This is a genomic window from Sporosarcina sp. FSL K6-1540, assembly GCF_038620285.1.
Classification (GTDB): Bacteria; Bacillota; Bacilli; order Bacillales_A; family Planococcaceae; genus Sporosarcina; species Sporosarcina psychrophila.
The window spans coordinates 3,954,461-3,977,382 of record NZ_CP152018.1 but is presented as its reverse complement, the minus strand read 5'-3'; the positions used below and the strand labels follow the sequence as shown (position 1 = coordinate 3,977,382).

Below are 22,922 nucleotides of genomic sequence, written 5' to 3'. Positions count from 1 at the left end.
AATTGTTCGTCTCTCAAATCAGCTGTTAGGGGTACAAAAATCAGAAATCAGGCTATAACTGCTTAACTTGGTTCGCTCATTCTTCACATGAAGCCCATTGTCGCAACTTCACGGTTCTGCTAAACTAGGTCTATACATAGACAAACTAAAAAAGGAGTACGTCAATGGAACTTATCATACTTTTACTACTTGCTTATTTAATTGGCTCAATTCCTTCTGCACTCTGGGTTGGGAAACTTTTTTACAAGACCGACATCCGACAACATGGTAGCGGCAACCTAGGTGGTACGAATACCTTCCGTGTACTCGGCAAAACAGCGGGACTTACCGTAACTATTCTGGATATTTTAAAAGGTACTGCAGCTGCATTATTGCCGCTCTTGCCTATTTTCGACAGTGTTAGCGTCCACCCTCTTATTCCAGGACTTCTTGCAGTCGTCGGACATATGTATCCCGTCTTCGCCCATTTCAAAGGTGGCAAAGCTGTAGCGACATCCGGCGGTGTGTTGCTTGCCTATGAATGGCCTGTTTTCATCATTGTGCTCGCAACATTTTTCATCGCTTTAAAAGTAACGAAAATGGTGAGCTTATCATCAATGATCGTATCTGTCGTTGGATTTGTATACAGTATCTATTTTTACCTCCGAACAGGCGATATTTATTTGATGGTGATGATTGGTCTTTTCGGTGCCTTTATCTTCTATCGTCACCGGGAGAATATCGGTCGGATCAAAGCAGGAACCGAGCCAAAAGTGAAGTGGTTATAATACAATGGATGTAGCAACGGAAAGGCTGGTGTTTCCAATGAAGATTATTTTGTCGAAAGAAGCGCTTTTGTGGTTTAAAGAGGAGATGGAAGCTGAACCTGGTGATGCTATCCGCTTTTTTGCAAGATACGGTGGATCCAGTTCGATTCAGGCAGGCTTTTCACTTGGTGTAACGAAAGAGCAACCGGATGAAGTAGCCATTGAAACAGAGCATAATAGTGTTCGTTATTATATCGAAAGCCGAGACAAATGGTATTTCCTTGGTCATGACCTACATGTCAATGTGGATCCTAAACTGCATGAACTTATTTATTCATACGAAAAAGCGTGATGGCCATATGCCTCACGCTTTTCTTCATTTATTTATGAGTAGGTAAGGCTTTGCTGACAATAGACAATTATTAACTCCAAAAAACTTGAAACTGTTATACTACACACTCATTAAAGTAGATTGAACCGTTTTAATTGATTATGGAGTCCTTCTTTAAGTAAAATGTCTCGTTCGTGTTTACCAAACAAATCAAAATGAGGATAATCTTCCCTCATATCGATCCACTCCCGCTTCAATCCATATTGCTTGCCCCATTCGACAAGTTTGCTGATATCTGCGCAACCTGCTTTGGTTACTGTATTGTATCCTGGAAAGCGTTCATCAAGCCAGTAATGAGTTAAAAATGCCATTTCCCCTTCACTAACTGCTTTTTTCCAAGCTCGCAGTTCTACACGCTGTATCCCAAATGCCATTAGTCTTTACATCGCTTCACTTCTGTATATTTAGCATCCCAATCTGGCGCGATTTTCTTTAGGGAAACGGGACGAAATGAGCCTTTTCTCACGACGACATGTTCCGATTTTGCTGTTGCTGAAATTGTGCCGTCCTCATGGAGGATTTCATAGCCATAAGTTGTACGTAGCCTTCCGTGTGACTCTACCCACGTCCGTACAGTCGCTTTCTGTCCGTATTTCATCGCTGCCTTATATTGAATAGATAAGTCCGTCACCGGCGACAAGAAGCCATCTGCCTCCAGTTGCGCGTATGTATAGCCTAAGTCCTCAATCAACTTCGTACGTCCGATCTCCATCCATACTAAATAATTCGCGTGATAGACGATTCCCATCTGATCTGTCTCTGCATATCTGATTTCAATTTCTTTTTCACTGATAAACACTACCATCACCTCACTACCCATTATACAAAAGCCATGCTGAAAAAGCTGAACTGAAGTCTAAGCAGAAAAAAGGTGCCCGATTAAATCGGACACCTCTACCTATTAAAATTAGTTCGTTTTCATTTTATCACGAAGAACCATTTGCAGGATTCCGCCGTGACGGTAGTAGTCAACTTCAACTTCTGAGTCAAAGCGTGCTAGTACGTCGAATTCTTTGACAGAACCGTTTTTCGCAGTTGCTGTTACTTTCAGAATGTCGCGTGGTTTAACGCCTTCTGCGATATTAACGTTGATTTCTTCTTCACCAGTAAGGCCAAGTGTTTCAGCACTATCGCCTTTCATGAATTGAAGTGGAAGTACGCCCATCATAACAAGGTTTGAACGGTGAATACGCTCGTAGCTTTCAGCGATAACTGTTCTGATACCGAGAAGTGATGTACCTTTCGCAGCCCAGTCACGTGAAGAACCCATTCCGTAGTCTTTACCAGTGATGATTGCAAGACCCGTGCCTTCTTCTTGATACTTCATAGCAGCATCATAAATTGGCATAATCTCTTTTGTTGGCCAGTAAGTCGTGAATCCGCCTTCTGTGCCTTTCGCAATTTGGTTACGAATACGGATATTAGCGAATGTACCGCGCATCATTACTTCATGGTTACCACGGCGTGAACCGTACGAGTTGAAGAAACGAGGGCTTACGCCATTGTCGATCAAGTATTTACCAGCCGGTGTATCTTTACCGATTGCGCCTGCAGGTGAAATATGGTCCGTTGTGATTGAATCGCCAAATTTACCAATGACACGAAGCCCTGAAAGTGCTTGAATGTCAGCCGGTTCTTTTGCAAGTCCTTCGAAGAATGGTGGGTTTTGAATATACGTTGAGTTTTCATCGAAATCATACAATGAATCGTCTGTAGTTTCAATTGCATTCCATGCTTCGTTCTCAGTGAATACCCGTGCATATTCTTTACGGAATAACTCAGGAGTAACTGTTGATTTAACAACTGCTTGAATTTCTTCCGTAGTAGGCCAAATATCTTTGAAGAAGACATCAAAGCCTTCTTTGTCTTTACCAATTGGATCTTTTTCGAAGTCGATATCGACTGTTCCAGCAAGTGCATAAGCAACAACAAGTGGCGGTGAAGCCAAGTAGTTTGCTTTCACAAGTGGGTGAATACGTCCTTCAAAGTTACGGTTACCAGAAAGAACTGAAGACATTAGCATATCGTTGCCCATGATTGCTTTTTCAATTTCAGGAAGTAGCGGTCCAGAGTTACCGATACATGTAGTACAGCCGTATCCAACTGTGTTGAATCCGATTTGATCCAAGAACACATTAAGTCCTGAATCTTCCAGGTACCCTGTAACGACTTTTGAACCTGGTGCAAGTGATGTTTTCACGTAAGCTGGTGGTGTAAGTCCTTTTTCAACCGCTTTTTTCGCAACAAGTCCAGCACCCAACATAACATATGGGTTAGATGTGTTTGTACATGAAGTGATTGCAGCGATTGCAAGGTCACCTGTTTTAATTTCGACAGAACGTCCGTCTTCGAATTCGATTGTAGCTTTTTTCGTTAGCTCTTTAGGAGAGAATCCGAAACCTTGGTTCCCTTCAGGTGCAACAACTGCTTCGTTGAATGAGCTTTGCATTTCTGTAAGAGGAATCAAATCTTGTGGACGTTTCGGTCCAGCAAGGTTCGCTACAATACCAGTAAGGTCGATTTCGACAACATCAGTGTATGTTGGTTCTTCGTTTTCTACAGTGAAGAACATATCGTTCTCAACTAGGTATTGTTTAACTACTGCAATATCGCTATCTTCACGGCCAGTTAAACGCATGTAATCAAGTGCTTCTTCATCTACTGGGAAGAATCCGCATGTTGCACCGTATTCAGGCGCCATGTTCGCAATTGTTGCACGGTCTGCAAGTGGTAAGTGTGCAACACCTGGTCCGAAGAACTCAACGAATTTACCAACAACGCCATGTGCACGAAGTGTTTGTGTCACTTTCAGCGCTAGGTCAGTTGCTGTCGTTCCGTTTGGAAGCTGACCAACAAGTTTTACACCGATAACTTCTGGAATCGGGAAGTATGAAGGTTGTCCGAGCATGCCCGCTTCAGCTTCAATACCACCAACACCCCATCCAAGAACACCGATACCGTTGATCATCGTCGTGTGGGAGTCAGTTCCTACAAGTGTATCCGGGTATGTTTCGAATGTGCCATCTTCGTTTTCAACTGCATGGACAACATTTGCCAAGTACTCAAGGTTAACTTGGTGAACGATTCCTGTTGCAGGTGGTACTGCACGGTAGTTGTCATAAGCTTTTTGTGCCCAGCTTAGGAATTGGTAACGTTCTGCGTTACGCTCGAACTCAAGTTCCATGTTCAGGTTAAGCGCTTCTGCCGAACCATAACGGTCAACTTGTACAGAGTGGTCAATAACAAGATCAACTGGAATTTCAGGATTGATTTTATTAGGGTCGCCGCCCATTGCTGCCATTGCTGAACGAAGTGATGCAAGGTCAACAACAACAGGTACACCCGTGAAGTCTTGAAGGATAACGCGTGACGGTTTGAATGGTACTTCTGCATCCGCGTCCGCATCTTTCCCCCATTTCGCCAAGTTTTCGACATGATTGTCTTTGATGACATAGCCGTCGTGTTGACGTAGGACGGATTCAAGTAGCACTTTAATCGAGTAAGGTAGATTGGAAACTTTAGCGATACCGGCTTCTTCGAGTGCGGCAAGACGATAATAGTTATATGTCTTACCGTTCAGATCGAATGACGTACGGCTGTTGTGCAAATTGCTTTTTGCCATTATTGAATTCCTCCTTCTATCTGCTGAAAACTACTGAAAAGGCTATAAATAAGCGTCTTTTCTCTACTTCATCATATAATATCAACCCACATAAGTAAAATACATTAACTTTATAGTCTATCATAAGTTAATGTTATGACTCTCCTCCCTCTTAAGAACTCTTCATAATACGTAAGATAGTTTGCAAGTAATTTGTCAAAAAAACGCGACAAGGATCATATTGCTGTCGGATATGTTCATGAACCATTTGAGATTTGGTGACAGTTTCCGCATTTGTTCATTCTTCAAATCGTTCACTTTTTCGAAATGTGGCCGCCGTTGTATATCTCGATTAGCATGTATACCCATTAAATTTAGAGGCAAGCGTCCAATTCTTTGTACATAAGAAACGCGATGAACTCCGTTTCCTCTTCTTGCGTGGGACTGAGAAGAACATCATCATCAGTAGCGACTATGCATTCAATTGGGGGATGAACGCAAAATGGATGTGCATGCATGAAGTCATGAATTTCTTCGATGAAAGCTTCAAAAGTACGCTAGGGAATCGCATATTTCGTCTCTGTGAATTTGACGAGCTGCGGTGAAGGGAGCACTTAATAATACATACCCCTTTTTGGAGCGTTTGGAACACTTTTAGCAGAAATTAATGAAGTAGTCACTAAATTATGGCATGATGGAATGAAAAGGGGTGTTATAAAGTGAAGAAAGCGTTGTTAGTTATTGATTATACAATGGATTTCGTGGCTGAAGATGGTGCGCTTACATGCGGAGAACCAGGAATTCACTTGGAAAAATATATCACCGAGTTAACGGGGAAATTTTTAGACGACAATCATTTCGTTGTGATGCCAGTTGATGTGCATGATTTAGACGATTTGTACCATCCTGAAACAAAACAATTTCCTCCACATAATATACGTGGGACTTCCGGCAGGAATCTGTATGGTTCCCTTCAACAATTGTATGATGAGCGCAAAGAAGAAATCCATTGGATGGACAAAACACGTTTCAGTGCATTTGCGGGCACAGATTTGGAGTTGCTTCTTCGAGCACGCAGAATTACCGAATTGCATCTGGTTGGTGTCTGTACGGATATTTGCATCCTTCATACAGCTGTCGATGCATACAACCGCGGATTTGATATTGTCGTCCACGAAAAAGGTGTTGCGAGCTTCGATCCTACAGGTCATGCATGGGCACTTCGTCATTTTGAAAATACGCTAGGTGTTACTGTTGTCCGCTAACACTATTGAAGTTTCGGTAATTTTTTCCTTCAAGATGTTTAAAGGCATGTAATAAAGGTTATTGCAAAGACTATAGAGGAAATTTTAAATTACTAAAAAGGAGATGGACAGTATGAGTTTCATTTGGTTTTTGATTATTGGCGGGATTATCGGTTGGCTTGCAGGAATGATTTTGGGAAGAGATATCCCAGGTGGAATTATTGGTAACATTATCGCTGGTATTATTGGTGCATGGATTGGTGGAATGCTACTTGGGCAATGGGGTCCGAAAATTTCTGACTTCTATATTTTCCCTGCTTTCATTGGAGCGATTATCCTCGTGTTCATTGTGAGCTTTATTATGAAATCAATGCGTAAAGCTTCATAATTCCAATTAATAACGAAGTACAAAAGCGGAAACGCCTGCCACGTCTAGACGTGAAATATCGCCTTTCATAGGTGATCCCTAGGCCAAGAATTTTATAATTTACAAAGCAATAAAAAGATGGACCCCAATATACTGGCGGTCCATCTTTTTAATTTTATTTATTGGCTGCTTCCATGTCAACTCGTTGGACTTCGAATTCATTGAAAAATCGCAATACGTCCTGTACGTACTTTTCACTGCGGTTATAATTGAAAATAGCCTTTTCCAAGTCTCCATCTGCTGCGCCACTTTTTGAAAGATAGTTGGCGGCACTAAAAATTGCGTCTTCGATATCATATGGATCGGCTATGCCGTCACCATTCCCATCGACACCGTATCCGCCGTATTCTTTGATGATAGCGGGATTTGTCTTGTCTTTTTCAGGAATTTCGCCTTTTCCAAGACCGCTACATCCCGGGTAAGTCCAGCCGACAAATGTGCAAGGCATGAACTGCATATGTCCTTCTGCACCCACGGGTGAAAGAAGCGGATCCATCGTTGAAAACCGCGTTTCAATGCGGTGATGTGCTGCAAGGAGTGTCCACGGGATACCATAAACCTCCGCCGCCTCTTTATAGATAGGAATGTACTCTTCCGGAATTGACGTTGCAGTGTGACGTTCCCCTATGTCGAGCAATGCACTTGCAGATTTCCGAATTAGTTCTGGATTGTTCAAACCTGTCCAAATAATAGCTGTTAATATGAAGATAGTAACAGTAATCGGGATAAGCAGGATGATAAGCATTGCTTTCATTTTTATAGATAAGCCTTTACGTTTTTGTTTTTTCATCTTTCCACCCCGTTAGATCCAGTATTGCTTTTGTTTAGTTACGCACCTTCTTTACTAAGTGCTTTCATATCCTTGACGATTTCATCAAATGGTACATCTGTCATACCGTCATAGGTTTTGACGACTTCCCCTTTTTGATTGACAAGAGAAAAGTAAGTTGCGTGCATTACCTGATCCGAATCAGGTATATCAGCAACAAGCGTCTTGAAGGACTTCGCAGCGAAGTCAGTAATTTTCTCTTGTGTATACCCAGTCAGCATTTCCCATCTGCTTTGATCCAGGACGTCATACAAGTCAAGGTAATCTTGCATCGCTTCCGGTGTATCCACATCGGGATCAATACTGAATGATACGATTTTGTAATCTTCAATGCCTTCGTCAATAAGTTTTTTGTCAAGGTCTGCCATGTTCATCATCATCGGCGGACATGCACTTGTACAAACAGTGAAAACAAATTGTGCCAGCCATACTTTCCCTTTCATATCATCCAACGAAACCTTTTCATTGTGCTGGTTTGTAAATTCAAACGGTTCAATTTTATAATTATGCTCCGCTTTGAACCCACCAGCAGAACACGCACTTAAAATAAGCACTACAAGTAATACATAAGGTAGTAAAAGTTTTTTTCTCATTTGTCTTCCTCCACTATCAATTGATACGTTCATCATATCGGAAGTAATGGCTTCAAACAAGCGAGGAGCTGATTGCTTCCATGACGAATCCGTGACTTATTTGTGAAGTTCACTTCATCTTTAAGGAAAAGAGTACATAGTATATATCGACAAGTTTCGTTTCGATTCGGTGCAAGAGATAAAGTTAATCTTCAATCAGAGGGGGGGCTTCATCCCCCACTTATTCTTCTTGTGTCCTTGAAAACTTGAAATGGGGGTCTTACTGCCCATTAATGCGGGATAAAATGAAAAAAAGTGGAGAGTCATTTACCTCGAAAGCATCAGAATAAATTCCTCCAACCGCATTCTTAAATTTGCGGGTTGCCATGACTATCACCTTCTTTGTGTCCTTATATAGTCTGAAATTAAAGAAAGGAATACATTGTCCGTGTGTTTTTTTACAAAAGCTCTTATAATGGTGAATAGAATGGAAGAGGTGAAGACTGTTGCAGCAAGATCTATTTATGTGGTTCATCATTTTCTGGTGCGTTGTCCTCATAGGGCTATTCGGCATCGGCGGCTTTTTCATGTTCCGGAAATTTTTGAAAGTGTTCCCAAAAGCGGACGGAAAATCTACACTTGACTGGGAAGAGCATTATGTGGAGAGCTCTCTGCACCTTTGGAATGACGAGGCGAAACTTTTGTTGAATGAGCTAGTTGTCCCAGTACCGGAATTATTCCGCCCCGTAGCGAAGCAAAAAATCGCGGGTAAGATTGGCGAGATAGCACTTGAGGAAAATGCGAAGAAAATTGATTCCGATCTTATTGTCCGCGGATATATACAAGCAACGCCAAAACGGGACCATAAATTTTTGCGCAAGAAAATGGCCGAAATGAAGATTGATCTAACACCATATGAACATTTATTTTGATTGAACAAAAGTGGCTTAAAGGGCTTCTAAAATCTCTGAGTTTTAAATTATTCCCTGTGCGAGATTTCATTATTTTCTAAGGAACAAGTAAAAGGTGTCCGCATTTAATTGCGGACACCTTTTACTTGTTTACCTTCTTTTATTTTATTGTACTTGATAAGCATACCAATCCGCCAAGGGATAATCATGCCAAATGCAAGAATCCAGAACATGCCGCCCAGTTCCCCTACATCTATTGTATTACTTAGAAGCAGTTTCCCGACGAGCCGAACAATAAGAAGCCCAAGTAGAATAAATAGGAATGCTTTTGACCGTTTCATATAGATATCGTCATCTTTACGTTCGAAATTTGTCGTTTTTATCAAGATAATTGAGAACAGTATCCCAACAAGGAGGGCTTCTAGCACCTGGGACAGCGGCACCCGAAATTCTTCGAATATGAACATCAGCGCACCCGTCGACATAAAGAGGGGCGGCAAGATGATCTTCAGTGGGGTAACAGGTCTCTTCGCCGCTTTCGTCCTAACAATCAGCGCAATCAATCCCATAACTAGCGCAAGTACGGTTGAACCGATAATGAGGTAAACCGGGGGCACCTTTGTGAAAACTGTTTCAATTAGTTCGTTCATATTATTTCCCCCAAGCGATACTTCAATTCTTCTATTCGAATAAAACGTGCAAATCGCGCATACTCTTTCCCTTCATTGAACAGGAGGACAACTGGCGCTGTAAATAACGAAAGTTGTCCCGCTATTTCTGGCACTTCTGCCACATTCACTGTATAAAATGGAATTGGAAAGTCTACTTTCAGTGCTTTCACTTGTGGGTATAGTCCTTCACAGACTGAACAGTTATCGGTTTTCACGAAAAGGAGTAACGCGCTTTCTCTTTCAACGTATTCCATCCATTCACCGAATGATCCGATTTGCTTCATCGGAATCCCTCCCATTCAACTCAAAAACCTTGGAAATCTCCGAAAATCGGGCTGAGCAAACTTGTTAAATACGTCAATCCATCGAAGAACAGCAAAATTCCGAATGCAATCATGACGGCGCCCCCAATTTTCATTATCAAGCCACTATTTTTCCGAATCCAACCGAGACGCGTTATAAAGAACGACAGAACAAAGAATGGAATCGCAAAACCGAAGACATACATCAGCATATAGATAACTCCTGATCCTGGGTTTGTCGCAGAGAGTCCCATGATTACCCCGATTATCGGTCCTGAGCACGGTGTCCAACCTGCGGCGAATGCAAGCCCAATTAATACACTCCCAAAATAACCAGAAGGACGGTTTTTAAACTGTAGTTTCTTTTCGCCCATAAGAAACTTAGGTGTGTATACACCTGCAATCATAAGGCCAAATAACACCATAAAGACTGCCCCGAGTTGTCTTAGTATTTCTTGATTTTCTACAAAAAATGTCCCTACCAACGACGTAGCGAAACCAAGTACGACAAAAATAATTGAAAATCCGATTAAAAAGAACAGTGTATGTAGTGTACCGCTTCTGCTCATGCGTTTCGAATCCGATTTTAGATCATCCAGTGACATGCCCGTAATATACGAAATGAATGCTGGGTACAGCGGCAATGTACACGGAGAGATGAAACTTAAGAAACCGGCACCGAAAGCGAGAAATAGATTTAAGTCTGTTGCCATTATTCTCTCCCCTTCAATTTTTCTTCCTCAATCGTATCAAAAGAAGCGTCAAATTACGTCTAATATGTCTGTGAACAGTTTATGACAATTCCGCGGAACATAGTCACAGGTCTCTGTCTCTCGCTGCAATGACTGCTTAAAACCTATATACTGTCGGCTTAAAAACCGCCTACCCAATATGGGCAGGCGGTTTTAGTTCGTGACAATATGAAGGCAATCTAAATTCGCCACGTGCTGCGGGTGCATAGAAGGAGGTAGTTCAACCCTTCCTCATTGCATGGGCCACCCACTGCAGCTCAAGTCATTTATCAGATAACATCTTCCAAAATATTGTTTTGAAGGAGATACATCTTATGGTAGAGCCCTTTTTTCAGTAATAATTCCTGGTGTGTTCCACGTTCGACGATTTCGCCTTTGTGCAGGACGAGAATTAGTTCTGCGTCTTGAATTGTGCTGAGCCTATGAGCAATTGCGATTGTTGTGCGCCCTTTTCTCATTTTTTCAAGGCTCGATTGAATTGCCACTTCTGTTTCTGTATCGATATTGGCAGTTGCTTCATCCAGAACGAGAATTTTAGGATTCGTCGCGATTGTACGTGCAAATGCAACTAGCTGGCGCTGCCCACTTGAGAATGTGGAGCCACGTTCTGTTACTTTTTGAGCATATTTGTCTGGTAGTTTTTCGATGAATTCATTTGCTTGGACGAACTCAGCTGCTGCTCTTACTTCCCCAGACGTCATTTCCTTATCATGTAAACGAATGTTGCTTTCGATGTCCCCGTAGAATAGAAACGGGTCTTGCAAGACAAGTCCTGTCTTCTTCCGCAATTCTTCTTTCGGGTATTCTTTCAGCGAAACATCATCGATATAAATACCACCACGCTCATATTCATAGAAACGCATTAGCAAGTTGATGATGGAGCTTTTACCGCTACCGGTATGACCGACGAGGGCAACAGTCTCACCTGCATTCGCGGTGAATGAAATATTTTTCAGTACGTCGGCTTGTCCGTCATAGGAAAACGATACATCACGGAATTCGATTTTACCATTTTGAATTTCGGCTTGTTTATTATCTTGTTGCTCCGGTTCCATATCAGGATCATCCATTAACTTAAAGACTCGCGATGCTGCAACCATCGCTTGTTGGAAAATAGATAATCGTTGCATTACTTGTTGAACAGGTTGGAATAAACGGCCAATCAAAGTTGTAAATACATAGAGTATCCCCACTTCCACAGGACTGGCAAGAGATAAAAATCCGAAGTATCCGAGTACAAAAATGATTGCTCCAGCGTACAGTAAATCGATTGCTGGACCCAGCAGGACACTGTCAAATTTGATGTTACGCATTCCCGCACGGAAATGTTTTTCATTAATATCATCAAATTCTGCCTCTAACCGATCTTCCTGTCTAAAGGCTTGAATCATCCCCATTCCGGATAATGATTCAGCTATTTTAGCGTTGAGCTGACTTAATCGCTCACGAATATCTTGATAAAAATCAGCACTATAGCGTCTGTAGACGACAATAACGGCTAAAAACAAAGGCAATAATAACAAGGAAATAAACGCCAACTTTGCATTAAGTGAAAATAATGCAATATAAACGCCAATAATTACAAATATAGCTTGTAAAAACGTGACAATGACACTGACGAACATTTCTTTGATTGCTTCCGTATCATTCGTCACACGTGACACAATACTTCCAGCAGGTGTTTTATCAAAATAACGCATGCCGAGCCCTTGTACCTTTGAAAACACGTCGATGCGCATTTGCTGAATGATTTTCAGTGCAATATCTTGGAAACGTATCAACTGAAAATAAGAGACGATAACCATGAATATCTGAATAGCTATATAGACAATTGCGATATTCTTGATGAGACTCCTTTGAAAACTCATGGTAGCTAGATGGTTATCAATGAATTGTTGAATAATTAAGGGTCCTACGATACTGCCCGCGACCGTCAAAACAAGCAGGACAAGCGCAATAATTACGCTCTTTTTATGAGGGATGATATAACGCAACAATCTTATTAAGACAACCCATTGATCTTTCGCTGTTAATTTTGGTTGTTTTTCTGCTGACATTATTCCTCGCCTCCTTGTTCGACAAGCACTTCGAGTTGCTGCAGGTCATACATTTCTTTATATCTTCCATTCATTTCGAGTAGTTCTTCATGCGTTCCAGTTTCGACAATCGTACCTTCATGCAGAATGATGATTTTATGTGCATGTTGGAGGGCACTTAATCGGTGAGAGGTAATAATTGTCGTCTCGCCTGTACGTGTTTGTTTGAGTGATTGTAAAATCGCTTCTTCCGTTTTGGCGTCGACAGCCGATAAGGAATCATCCAAAAGCAGTAATTCGGGTTCCATAATTAATGCACGGGCAATGGAAATTCGCTGTTTCTGACCACCAGATAACGATACACCACGTTCTCCAACAATAGTGCCATATCCTTCCGTAAATCCTAAAATGTCTTCATGGATATGCGCAAGCCGTGCAGCTTCATGAATTTTCTCTGTTCCAATTCTAGGGTTTGTAAAGGCTATATTTTCAGCAAGTGTCGTTGAAAATAGGAAGTGATCTTGTGGTACATAACCGATCGACTCTCTTAAACGTTGCTGCTTATATTGATTGATAGGTTTGTCTCCATAGACGATACTTCCTTTGTATCCTTCAAACTCTCTAAGCAATAGTTTTAAAATCGCTGTTTTACCTGATCCTGTTTTCCCCACAACGCCCATTGTTTCTCCTCGTTTTAACGTGAAGTGAACATTGTGCAATGCAGCGCGTTCATCACCTGGGAATTTAAACTCGTCTATATCGAAGTGTAAATCGCCTTCTGGTCTTCTATCAATCGCACCCGTTACGTCTTTAATTTCTGGTGCAACGGACAACAATTCTGTAATCCGGCTGTAAGATGCATTTCCACGCTCTACAATATTAAATAGGAAGCCGAATGCAAGCATTGGCCAGACAAGAAGTCCAAGGTATGTACTGAACGCTACCATGTCTCCAATTGACATGTCGCCTGCAATAATAAACTTCGTTCCAAAATAGAAAGACAAAATGTATGAAATTGCAAATATCCCTGTAATCGTCGGATCAAATAATGCATCTACTTTGGCGACACGCATATTTTTACCAACGACATCTGTAGACAGGCTTGTAAAATCTTCAATATCTTCGTTTTTCTGACCGAATGTTTTGATGACCTTAATGCCAGATATACTTTCCTGCGTTTTGTCATTCAAATTCGAGAATGCTTCTTGGGCAAACCGGAATCGCTTGCGCAATAGTTTTCCATAATAGCTTGTCAGGAAAATCATGAATGGCAGTGGAATAAGTGCTATTAATGTCAATTTCCAATTGATGGTGATGGCCATCGTCAAAATGACAAATCCACCTGTTGAGATGGAATCGACCAGTGTCAAAATCCCCATACCGGCTGTTTGCTGCACAGCATTTATATCGTTTGTTGCATGAGCCATTAAATCTCCTACACGTCTTTTTTGGTAGAAAGATGGCGACATTCTCGTGAAATGATTGAATAACTTTTCACGCATTGTTCTGGATAACAAAACGGCTGAACCAAAAATCATAACACGCCAATAATAGCGCGCAATGTACATGAGGATACCTGCTACAGCTAGGATAATAAGCCATTTTGTGAGCCCTTCAGCTGTTAAAGAACCCTTTGTAATATCATCGACGATAATTCCGATAATTTTCGGAGGCAACAATTGCAATACGGAAACGAAAACAAGCATCGCAATCCCGAAAAGATACTGCTTCTTGCGCTGTTTAAAAAACCAGCCAAGTTGTAATAAAACCTTCACGCTACTCCCCCTACTTTTCATTAAAATTAGACCTTTGATTAGTTTAGCAAAAGTCTGAACAATATAAAAGGTCCGAGATTCAAATAATTCGGATTCAGAAGTAGTTTTAGTTTTCAAAATGGGATAATGTATGCTGCTTCTTCATATAATTGAGGTGAAACGCTAGCGGATCGTAAGGAGGTAATAAATATGAGGAACAAAATACACTTATATTTACTTGTACTAATAGCCATGATAGTCAGTTCAGCTTGTTCGTATACTAGTGAAAAAGCTGTTCTAAACGGTGATATCGTCAATATGCACGGGCCTGTCTATAACTATCCTGCGTTTGAATCGTTCTTGGAAAGTATGGAGATGGAGGAAGCAGCTACAGTCCGTATTGCGAATTACACGCTTGAAGGAGATCCAACATTATATAATCTTTCTTTCCAAGACTCCACGATCCACTTGGAGATAGATCGTTCAAAAAATAAAAATAGAGGCAAGGATCCCGTCAAAACGAATATGACATGTACGGATCTCCTAGAAGAGGAAGGGCAACAATTATTTATCTACACACTTAAAGGATGTGATTCATCCGCTGAAAGCTTTACGATTCTAAGCGTGTCGAAAGAGCATGTGGACGAACACGTGCATTAGGTATGGCTGATGGATACTTTATACAATGACTGATTTTCCAACACTTCTTGTAGTGGCATCCATATCTGGTACTCCCTTCCTTCTGGTATTGATTCTGAAACAAAAGAAAACAGATTAAGAGTTCTTTTACCAAAATGCGAAGAGTACGACGGATATCATTGGTAAAGTAATACACAGTAAAAAAGACCGTTTGATGTGCAACTACCAAACGATCTTTAATAACATAATATCGCTCCAAAGGCGATTAGCAAACTCTACAGAATAATCCGCTCATTTTCTTGGAGACTCAAGGGCGGATTATTTCATTTGTACTAATGCGATTTGAATAGCGAAGCGATCATAAGGACGATTGCTTGAAAGAGTTCACGAACAACACTGTCCTAGAGGATGTGGGTTATGCCTTGTAAAAGGTCCTCTCATGCTGAAGTAACCATTCCTTTCTCCACAAACCACCTGCATAACCTGTTAATTTCCCATTAGAACCGATAATTCGATGACAAGGAATCACGATACTTAGCTTGTTTTTTCCGTTTGCAGTTCCTACTGCCCTGACGGCTTTTTCATTCCCAATTGAAACAGCAATATCTTTGTAGGATACCGTTTCAGCGCAGGATACTTTTGTCAAAGCGCTCCAAACTGATTTTTGAAAGTCTGTTCCTTCAAAGTTATAAGGAAATGTAAATTCGTGACGCTCACCTTTAAAATATTGCTCAATTTGATCATAGCAAACCACTAAAGACGCGGGAGTTTCTGCTTGCATCCTATTTGTCACACTATCCTCTTCAGAAAACATTATTGAATATATAGCCTCATCTGTACCTATTATTTCAATTACTCCAATCGGTGATTCATAATCTAGTTTATGTAGTTTACTCATGTAAGAACCTCCGTAGATAAGGATGCTGATAATGAAGACTTTCGGATTGTATTAAGTCCCTCCTAAAACTTCTTTTGATTTTCTGTGTTAGATATTTAATGGGTACTAGTATTTTCTCAAATTGAAAAGAAATAGAAGTAGTTTTTTTCTTTCGTGAAACCGATTTTTTCATAAAGCTTTTGTGCTGTTATATTTTCTACATTGGTCTCAAGTAATATTCCTTTTGCACCTGTGTCCGCTGCAAATGAAATGGCTTTTTTAATTAACTTTTCGCCAAACCCTTTGCCACGAACACTTTCCATTACATACAAATCGTTTAAGATCCATGTCCGCTTCAGACTAACAGACGAAAAAGAAGGGTATAATTGAACAAAGCCAATAGGATTATTTTCATCAAAGGCTATAAAAATAACAGATTCCTCGTTGCTTAATCTGTCTTTAATAAACTCTTTTGCACCATTAATATTTGATTTTTGTTGATAAAATACTCTGTATAAGTCCAATAGTTCTGCTAATGAATCAAGGTCATTTCCTGTTGCTTTTAGAATGCTCATACGTGAATCCCCCTTATAATTATTATATTTCTGAATTAATCAACTTTACCATAAATTGATTTGTAATTGTCCTCGAACCAGCCTTTCTTTTTGTCCAGCTAATAGTTTGACTTGTTTTCTTTGAACTGTTATCCGAGGTTGAAAATAATTATTAGTTTACATAATAATATTATGTAACTTGAATTTGTTTAGCTTTCTATCCCACTTAACTTGACACTTTGTTCCTTATATAATCCTCATAACCAAAAAACGAGCTAAATATCAGCTCGTTTTTTGGTTACTAAAGATATTTATCATTCCATTTTCTCTTCCCTTTCAAATTTCTCCCGCACTGCCTCTTCCACATATTCACTCATTGACAGGTCTTTTTCTTTGGCAATCTCCTGCAATTTATCCAGCAGATTGTTTGGTAAATCAAATGTCGTGCGCCTGTATCCGCTAATAAGCGTCCACTCGCCTTCTTTAATTACAACATCGCCTAATACGAGAAATCTCTTTATAATACTTTCTGTAAGTATCTCCGGAACAGGTATAGATAGCTCAATTTCTCCGCTTTTTATCGACAAATCAATATGTGTGTCGTGCTCACGGATGCGAATGTTTTCAATCCCCCATATTTGATAGACGAAATCAAGGAAATCAAACGATTCCTGTAAGTCTTTTGGTAGTGAAAAGTCTGTATACCCTTTAACTCTACTATTCGGACGATGAATCGGATACACCGCTTCATACTGATAAATATGGATACCATTCGTAAAAGGAATCCATGTCCGCGATTGTAAATAGAAGCCCCATTCCTGGTTGTCGTTACGCAATACACGCATATCTTGTCCTTGTTGAGTACGGAAAAGCTGGTATAGTACGATGTCAAATTTAGCATCATAAAATTCAACCCGTGTCCCCCGCACAGACGCTGTCCGTTCGATTTCTTGTGTGATCCATACCGCCGTTTCATCTGGAATGGAATAGATTGTGCGTTCATCTCCAACAGGCAATTCATCCACGGGTAAATCAGTTTCTCGAATTAAGGCATAAATGCGCTGCGTTGTCACGCCCAATTGTTTAGCGAGTTCAGAAGGCCGAAGCCCCATCGGTTGATTGCGTTGTCGTTCTGCAGCAAGTGTGTCGACTTCTTCCCGTTTGTACCTCACTTCTCGTATCAGGCGATGTGGGTCTTCTATTTTAATGATTTTCTTTTGTTTCGCATAGTGGTAGACAGTAGCCTTCGATATACCAAGTATATCCGCTACCTCTAGTCTTGTGTACCAATCATTCAATTCAATCTCTCCTGTCTTAAGTGCATAAACTTAATAAATAAAATTAAATGAGCGTTACTACTTTATTTGACATAGCCTAAATTATATTTAGTAATTCAATTAATTTCACAATGATAAAGTCAGTGACATAATTCGATTAATAATAAATTCAATTCTTATATACTATAAAATAACTCAACTTTAATAGCAACTTAATATCATATCGAAATACAATAGAATTTAATCAATAAAATATTATACATAAACAAAGGAACTGTTTTTTTATGTTATATTAAAGTTGTGTTAAAATAGATAGGTTGATTGAAAATTAAAGTATCTAATTAAATGTTGAATGTTTTTCTATAGGGACTTGTTAGAAATATATAGATTTAGAATAAAGAGGGTTAAATCTTTACTATTTTAAAGGTAAATATAATAGTTGTAACTGACTATTTTCGAATTATTTACAGGACACACTAACTTTTCGTTTTATTATAAATAGTTTGACTTAAAAAGTGGAATTAGTGATAAAAATAATGATTGTATTCTAAAGAGACATAATGCGTATTTTGATGAATTGAATAAAGGGGTGTTAAGTCTATCGTATTTTCAGTGAGTGTAACTAAACAGTTGCAAATAAGTTTTTTAAAAATGGAGCTACAGGATCTATCAACTTTGCCGGCTCTTCAAAATCGTTTAGATGAAGCAGAGAAAGATGGACAAAAGGCTTTTCATGATTTTACGGATCCAGACATGATGAAATGGTTTCTTTACGAACGCCGCCACTTGAACCAAAAAAATGATCGGACGGAGAGGACAGTTAGAGAGTATGAGCGTGAACTTTTGCTCTTCATCGAACAGCTCTTAACATACAGTACAGAAATTGATGTAGATGTCGCCTATATAATAGAAGGTTCTCTGTTTAAATCACTTCAATCACGTCATTTAAGAAGGTATCAAGAGTGGTTAGCAACTGAAAGTCCGTATGTGGTGAGCAAAGGGGCATACTCCCCTGCAACGCTAGAACGGAAAACAACGATACTCAAAGCATTTATTGCATTTCTGCATCGTGTGGGCTATATTCAGGAACCGATTCACCAGGGATTACGGATTGCGACCGTTCGAAAAGATGATCGACCTAATCGGGATTTAGGACCAGTCGATGTCGTAATGCTACTGAATACATTTAGAGACATGCAGCAACCAATCATGTTTACGATTATTCACGTCTTAACAACAACCGGAATTCGGAATGAAGAATTTTGTACCTTGCAGGTGAAAGACTTAAAAGTGGATTCTATTCAAAGCGGCTATTATTTGGATGTGTTGGGGAAAGGCAATAAGAGACGGCATGTTCCGTTGAAAGAGAAAGTGGTCCATAGCATTCGTAGTTTTCGCAATGCACGGGGCCTATTGCCAATCGAACGAGCGCATCTGGATGATCCGCTTTTTACAACGAATACAGGACGAGCATATTCCCCCTCGTATTTATCGCAGTATGTGAAAAAGGAGATTACAAGCTTAGAACAGCTGAAGTTATCGGATCAAACGATGAAGATCACCCCACACGTATTCCGCCATGCCTTCGCAATCATCTCAAAGCTAAATGGCGTAGATATTTACGATATTATGAGAAGTCTTGGACATGAGAAGATTGAAACCACAATGATCTATTTGGAGAAGATCTTTGAGAAAGAACGCCACGCAATTCATGCATGGAAGCCAGATATATTTGGGGATTATATCTAATAAAAAAACCCTCGCTCAACAGGACTAAAACCGTAGTTTTAGAGCTGTTGCGCGAGGGTATTCCTCTTGAGTCGCATATGATTTATGAGTCTATTATACCATAATCGCCATTGTCATCAATCATCATTTCAGTTACCGCAACTTTCGACTAAAAGTTCTAATCAAATTTACCCTAAAAAAACAAGCCAGATCATTTGCGTACTGCTACCCATTTGTAAAAATAATGGTATTTAAATTTAAAACCAAAACATAAAACAAGCATAACCCCGTTCTAAATTAAGGACGGGTTATGCTAAGTTACTTCACTGTACAACTATTTTTTTCTGCTCCTGTGACCCCTCGACTATTAAAGTCCAGGCTTTGTTATACAGTATTTTCGGAATTAATTAACTTTCAATTCTACTTTCTCTTCATAATCTCCAGTTTTAGTCTGCCATTTAATTTCTATATAAGTGTGATTTAAGTCAATAATTGCTTCATCTTTAGTTGGTGGATGATTAGTTACGGACGTTCCAAAAGATATAGCGGTTTGGTTTTCTTCAGGATATCGTTCTCCCTTCCGGTTAGCTCCGGTGCTAGTAATTACCGCAAAAGTGACATAGATAAGTTCTTCATCTCCTGTATATTCAATCCCCCCTCTATCAGAGAGTTCTGAATTGGACACTTCGTATACCACATGCGCTTTCCAATATTCACCTTCACCAGCAGCTCGAATGGTTTCTTGTCTAGAACAACCTGTTAATAAAACGAAAACTATTAAAATTAATAAATTTATTCTATTCATGAAATTCTCCTTTCTACTGTATTTATTAATAGATTAATAATTAGTCCCTAATGCTGAACAGAAAATTAATTATCATATAAAATCATTACTTTTCCAAAGGTGAAAATTCATACCTTTTCATAGAAATAAGCTAAAGATTATAATTCTCACACGCGTTAACTCTCTAGATATTCGCAATTATAACATAAAACACATAATATATTGAATTATAATTTAAAAAATAAAATAGCAAAAGAAAAAACCATTTTGAATGCAATATTCAAAATGGTTTTTTCCTGATTAATCGACAGCCGAGTTACCATGTTTTATTATTTGAACGTTGAACACAAATGTAGAAGACCCTCTATTCACATTAACTGAAGTATTAGATGACACGCTGGCTACTCCAGTAAACATGCTCAACCACGGCCAAGTTGTTGGAGCGTGATATAGGTAAGAATTTGAGGTAGGGGATTTAACTTCATTACAATCATTATAGATGCATGCCTCTAATCCCACTTGTCCGTAGTGCACTTTTCTATTTGATAGAGAAAAAGCTGTATCTAATACTGTCCAACTTCCTTTGGTGCTAAAAACTTTCCATTTGATTTTCCCGTCATTCATTTGCTGCCAACGGATAGACACTTCACCACTTACGGTATATGAACCGTCTGTTTTGGTACCCGATGATCTTTCATCGTATACTACTACAGCATTTGTTACATAATCAGTAACTATTGACCCGTCTGATAATTGAGTTTCTTTGAGTTTCTGTGTAGTTTTAAACACTTCAAAGTCTTCTTCATTTATATCTTTCGAGTCACTTTTACTTAAAGATGGCTCAATTGCATTTTTCAAGCCATCTTTGGTAGTGATTTCAGTTACAGAAGGCACCACTTCAAAATCAAAATCATTTACATCTGTCTCTCCTTTAATAGCCCTTTCTACAATTTTGTCTATGTCCGTAATTTCCTCTTGTTCAAAAATTACTATTTCTTCAAAATTACCTGTGTTACTAGATGCAAATACAGAGTTAGGCACTAAAGCAATTAATGCTAATAAAAATACAAATACGCTTTTTTTCATTTTTCTCACTCCTTTTTATTGTGGATGAATCTCACTTTTGTTTATCAAGCTTATTTCAAATGAAAAAATTAATTAAACTAATTTTCAGCCTCCAGAAATCAACCAAATATCTAAAATAATAAAAATAATTTCCAATTTATTTCCCTCCTTTCTTATATAATAAATCTAAAGTACGGTATAAATACAAAATATGAGAAAAATAACAAATGGAGGGAATTATGTCGAATTATGGCGGGACAATTAAGAAGATTAGAAAAAATAAAGGATATACTCAAAAAGAGGTTACAGGAAACTTATTCACACAAGCAACCTATTCAAATTTCGAATCTGACAAATCGGATATTCTTTCGACAAATTTCATGCACCTTTTGTTACAACTCCAATTAACCACTGATGAACTTAGTTATATTCATAATGATTATCAATTCAATAAACCCACAGAAATAGTCAAAAGTTTTTTCCGTTTACCGTATAATAATAAGACTGAAATTTCTAAAGTTATAAGTTCAATAGATGAATATCATCTTTTTGGAAATAGAAATATTGTCTTAGAGGAATTGAGAAGTATCTGCGAATCTCTATTAATTATAGAGACTACTGGTGATTTTAAGAAGGCAAGAGAAAAAGTGAATAAAGTATGGGAAAGAATCTCATACTATGATCAATGGTATTTATTGGATATACAAATGATGAATGTAATTTTATACTTTTTTGATGATGATGTGGTTATATATATTACAGATAAACTTCTGGAAAGACTTAAAATTTATAAAAACTTTGAAGAAGCAATAAGGCTAAGATCAACTCTTACACTCAATTTATCGTTACTACTCATTAAAAACGGTATGTTTTCGGAAGCACTTAATAGATTGGAAAAACTTATAGAATCACATTTGCAAGAGTTATCCTATAAACCATTAGCAGTTTGTTATAATCGTATGGCAATATGTTATTCGTATACATCAAGGGGAAAAGAAGACACAATCAATCGAAAAATAGAACTTCTCTTAGAAATCTATGAGGATGAGTTGTTTAAACAGATGATTCAACTTGAATATAAAAAATACTCCTGTGACTGAATTTTTTTCATAACTTTGATTCCTTGCTATACAGGTTTTTTAAAAGTATCAATACATACCAATTTTAGCAGTACAGACCAATGCCTTGGTCTATACTGCTATATTTTTTATATAGCAGAGGTGTAGAGTAGGTTGTGTACTCCTTGGGAACTTGAACATAATAAAACAGACCTACTTCACTCCCCTCATTTGAGGTAGGCTTGAGTATCTTGGATCCTTTTAATCGTGTTCTAAGAAGATTGAAACGACAATGAACTATTTGGAGAAGATCTTTGAGAAAGAACGCCATGCGATTCATGCATGGAAACCAAACTTATTTGGGGAATACATCTAAGCATAAAAAAACTCACATAACAGAACTAAAACCGTAGTTTTAGAGCTGTTGCGCGAGGGTACTCCTCTTAAGTCGTCATCACAAAACAAGACATATAAAAAGGGTTACAAGGGCTTCACATCGTGAGAAGCCCTTGTAACCCTTCAATTTCTACCACAAAGATTCATCTTTATTACTCAACTTTAAGAATGTATCGTTGACACTTCCCGTTATTTTTTCCACTGGCGAAATAAAAAAAGAGTAACCGCAGCCACCCTTTTTTAAAAAACATTTGTCCAACAATCGCGCCAGATTGTTTTAAAATCAAATTACTTATTGTCCTCTCCCT

At 39.0% G+C, this 22,922-nt stretch carries 23 protein-coding genes; 8 read left to right on the top strand and 15 right to left on the bottom strand.

Annotated features, from left to right (window positions below):
- The first annotated feature begins 164 nt into the window (after positions 1 to 164).
- Together plsY and MKY15_RS18710 are read left to right on the top strand one after the other, a co-directional pair.
- Positions 165 to 767, top strand: a complete 603-nt coding sequence (plsY, locus tag MKY15_RS18715; RefSeq protein WP_067209301.1) for a glycerol-3-phosphate 1-O-acyltransferase PlsY — start codon at positions 165 to 167, stop codon at positions 765 to 767.
- Positions 768 to 804: 37 nt separating this feature from the next.
- Positions 805 to 1,098, top strand: a complete 294-nt coding sequence (locus MKY15_RS18710; RefSeq protein WP_067213944.1) for a HesB/YadR/YfhF family protein — start codon at positions 805 to 807, stop codon at positions 1,096 to 1,098.
- A gap of 110 nt (positions 1,099 to 1,208) precedes the next feature.
- Here MKY15_RS18710 and MKY15_RS18705 read toward each other — a convergent pair whose 3' ends face one another.
- The 3 genes from MKY15_RS18705 to acnA all read right to left on the bottom strand — a co-directional run bounded on the left by MKY15_RS18705 (position 1,209) and on the right by acnA (position 4,759).
- Positions 1,209 to 1,511 carry a hypothetical protein gene (locus tag MKY15_RS18705; protein ID WP_187044836.1) on the bottom strand — a complete coding sequence of 101 codons (303 nt, stop codon included), beginning with the start codon at positions 1,509 to 1,511 and terminating at the stop codon, positions 1,209 to 1,211.
- Positions 1,511 to 1,936 carry a thioesterase family protein gene (locus MKY15_RS18700; protein ID WP_067209295.1) on the bottom strand — a complete coding sequence of 142 codons (426 nt, stop codon included), beginning with the start codon at positions 1,934 to 1,936 and terminating at the stop codon, positions 1,511 to 1,513. The genes MKY15_RS18705 and MKY15_RS18700 overlap by 1 nt, the downstream gene beginning before the upstream one ends.
- Before the next feature lie 108 nt (positions 1,937 to 2,044).
- Positions 2,045 to 4,759 (bottom strand): aconitate hydratase AcnA, encoded by a 2,715-nt coding sequence (gene acnA / locus MKY15_RS18695; RefSeq protein ID WP_067209291.1) that lies wholly within the window; start codon positions 4,757 to 4,759, stop codon positions 2,045 to 2,047.
- A 698-nt stretch (positions 4,760 to 5,457) separates the two neighbouring features.
- Here acnA and MKY15_RS18690 point away from each other — a divergent pair.
- A complete protein-coding gene (locus MKY15_RS18690; RefSeq protein WP_342538216.1) occupies positions 5,458 to 6,003 on the top strand; it encodes an isochorismatase family cysteine hydrolase in 546 nt (181 codons plus the stop codon).
- A gap of 112 nt (positions 6,004 to 6,115) precedes the next feature.
- Positions 6,116 to 6,370, top strand: coding sequence for a GlsB/YeaQ/YmgE family stress response membrane protein (locus MKY15_RS18685; RefSeq protein ID WP_067209287.1), 255 nt, complete (start codon positions 6,116 to 6,118; stop codon positions 6,368 to 6,370).
- 154 nt (positions 6,371 to 6,524) lie between these two features.
- Here the strand turns inward: MKY15_RS18685 and MKY15_RS18680 are convergent, their stop codons facing one another.
- Entirely contained in the window at positions 6,525 to 7,199 is a 675-nt protein-coding gene (locus tag MKY15_RS18680; protein WP_067209284.1) for a lytic transglycosylase domain-containing protein, read from the bottom strand.
- A 38-nt stretch (positions 7,200 to 7,237) separates the two neighbouring features.
- Complete coding sequence (locus MKY15_RS18675; protein WP_067209282.1) at positions 7,238 to 7,831, bottom strand: SCO family protein; 594 nt, start codon at positions 7,829 to 7,831, stop codon at positions 7,238 to 7,240.
- A 503-nt stretch (positions 7,832 to 8,334) separates the two neighbouring features.
- On the opposite strand from MKY15_RS18675, the gene MKY15_RS18670 reads away from it, so the two are divergent.
- Positions 8,335 to 8,742 carry a DUF2621 domain-containing protein gene (locus MKY15_RS18670; RefSeq protein ID WP_156476164.1) on the top strand — a complete coding sequence of 136 codons (408 nt, stop codon included), beginning with the start codon at positions 8,335 to 8,337 and terminating at the stop codon, positions 8,740 to 8,742.
- A 104-nt stretch (positions 8,743 to 8,846) separates the two neighbouring features.
- On the opposite strand, the gene MKY15_RS18665 is transcribed toward MKY15_RS18670, so the two are convergent.
- The 5 genes from MKY15_RS18665 to MKY15_RS18645 form a co-directional block, all read right to left on the bottom strand.
- The gene (locus tag MKY15_RS18665; RefSeq protein ID WP_187044833.1) at positions 8,847 to 9,371 is read right to left on the bottom strand and encodes a cytochrome c biogenesis protein CcdC; all 525 of its coding nucleotides are present in this window, start codon (positions 9,369 to 9,371) and stop codon (positions 8,847 to 8,849) included.
- Positions 9,368 to 9,676, bottom strand: coding sequence for a thioredoxin family protein (locus MKY15_RS18660; RefSeq protein ID WP_067209275.1), 309 nt, complete (start codon positions 9,674 to 9,676; stop codon positions 9,368 to 9,370). The genes MKY15_RS18665 and MKY15_RS18660 overlap by 4 nt, the downstream gene beginning before the upstream one ends.
- A 20-nt stretch (positions 9,677 to 9,696) precedes the next feature.
- On the bottom strand, positions 9,697 to 10,407 hold the full coding sequence (locus tag MKY15_RS18655) for a cytochrome c biogenesis protein CcdA (protein WP_067209272.1): 711 nt from the start codon (positions 10,405 to 10,407) through the stop codon (positions 9,697 to 9,699).
- 308 nt (positions 10,408 to 10,715) lie between these two features.
- Entirely contained in the window at positions 10,716 to 12,503 is a 1,788-nt protein-coding gene (locus MKY15_RS18650; RefSeq protein ID WP_342538215.1) for an ABC transporter ATP-binding protein, read from the bottom strand.
- A complete protein-coding gene (locus MKY15_RS18645) occupies positions 12,503 to 14,257 on the bottom strand; it encodes an ABC transporter transmembrane domain-containing protein (RefSeq protein WP_338656705.1) in 1,755 nt (584 codons plus the stop codon). Before MKY15_RS18645 ends, MKY15_RS18650 begins: the two co-directional genes overlap by 1 nt.
- 189 nt (positions 14,258 to 14,446) lie before the next feature.
- Between MKY15_RS18645 and MKY15_RS18640 the strand changes: the two genes are divergently transcribed.
- Positions 14,447 to 14,896, top strand: a complete 450-nt coding sequence (locus MKY15_RS18640; RefSeq protein WP_187044830.1) for a DUF4362 domain-containing protein — start codon at positions 14,447 to 14,449, stop codon at positions 14,894 to 14,896.
- Positions 14,897 to 15,290: 394 nt separating this feature from the next.
- On the opposite strand, the gene MKY15_RS18635 is transcribed toward MKY15_RS18640, so the two are convergent.
- From MKY15_RS18635 to MKY15_RS18625, 3 genes are all read right to left on the bottom strand, one after another.
- Complete coding sequence (locus MKY15_RS18635) at positions 15,291 to 15,773, bottom strand: methylated-DNA--[protein]-cysteine S-methyltransferase (protein ID WP_342538214.1); 483 nt, start codon at positions 15,771 to 15,773, stop codon at positions 15,291 to 15,293.
- 116 nt (positions 15,774 to 15,889) lie between these two features.
- Entirely contained in the window at positions 15,890 to 16,327 is a 438-nt protein-coding gene (locus MKY15_RS18630; RefSeq protein WP_067209263.1) for a GNAT family N-acetyltransferase, read from the bottom strand.
- A gap of 293 nt (positions 16,328 to 16,620) precedes the next feature.
- Positions 16,621 to 17,604, bottom strand: a complete 984-nt coding sequence (locus tag MKY15_RS18625; protein ID WP_342538213.1) for a helix-turn-helix domain-containing protein — start codon at positions 17,602 to 17,604, stop codon at positions 16,621 to 16,623.
- A gap of 630 nt (positions 17,605 to 18,234) precedes the next feature.
- Between MKY15_RS18625 and MKY15_RS18620 the strand changes: the two genes are divergently transcribed.
- Positions 18,235 to 19,332, top strand: coding sequence for a tyrosine-type recombinase/integrase (locus MKY15_RS18620; protein WP_342538212.1), 1,098 nt, complete (start codon positions 18,235 to 18,237; stop codon positions 19,330 to 19,332).
- Between the two features lie 382 nt (positions 19,333 to 19,714).
- Here the strand turns inward: MKY15_RS18620 and MKY15_RS18615 are convergent, their stop codons facing one another.
- Both MKY15_RS18615 and MKY15_RS18610 read right to left on the bottom strand, forming a co-directional pair.
- On the bottom strand, positions 19,715 to 20,116 hold the full coding sequence (locus MKY15_RS18615) for a hypothetical protein (protein ID WP_067209255.1): 402 nt from the start codon (positions 20,114 to 20,116) through the stop codon (positions 19,715 to 19,717).
- Positions 20,117 to 20,395: 279 nt separating this feature from the next.
- Positions 20,396 to 21,181, bottom strand: a complete 786-nt coding sequence (locus MKY15_RS18610) for a hypothetical protein (protein WP_342538211.1) — start codon at positions 21,179 to 21,181, stop codon at positions 20,396 to 20,398.
- A 218-nt stretch (positions 21,182 to 21,399) separates the two neighbouring features.
- On the opposite strand from MKY15_RS18610, the gene MKY15_RS18605 reads away from it, so the two are divergent.
- Positions 21,400 to 22,260 carry a helix-turn-helix transcriptional regulator gene (locus tag MKY15_RS18605; RefSeq protein ID WP_338656716.1) on the top strand — a complete coding sequence of 287 codons (861 nt, stop codon included), beginning with the start codon at positions 21,400 to 21,402 and terminating at the stop codon, positions 22,258 to 22,260.
- Positions 22,261 to 22,922 lie beyond the last annotated feature (662 nt).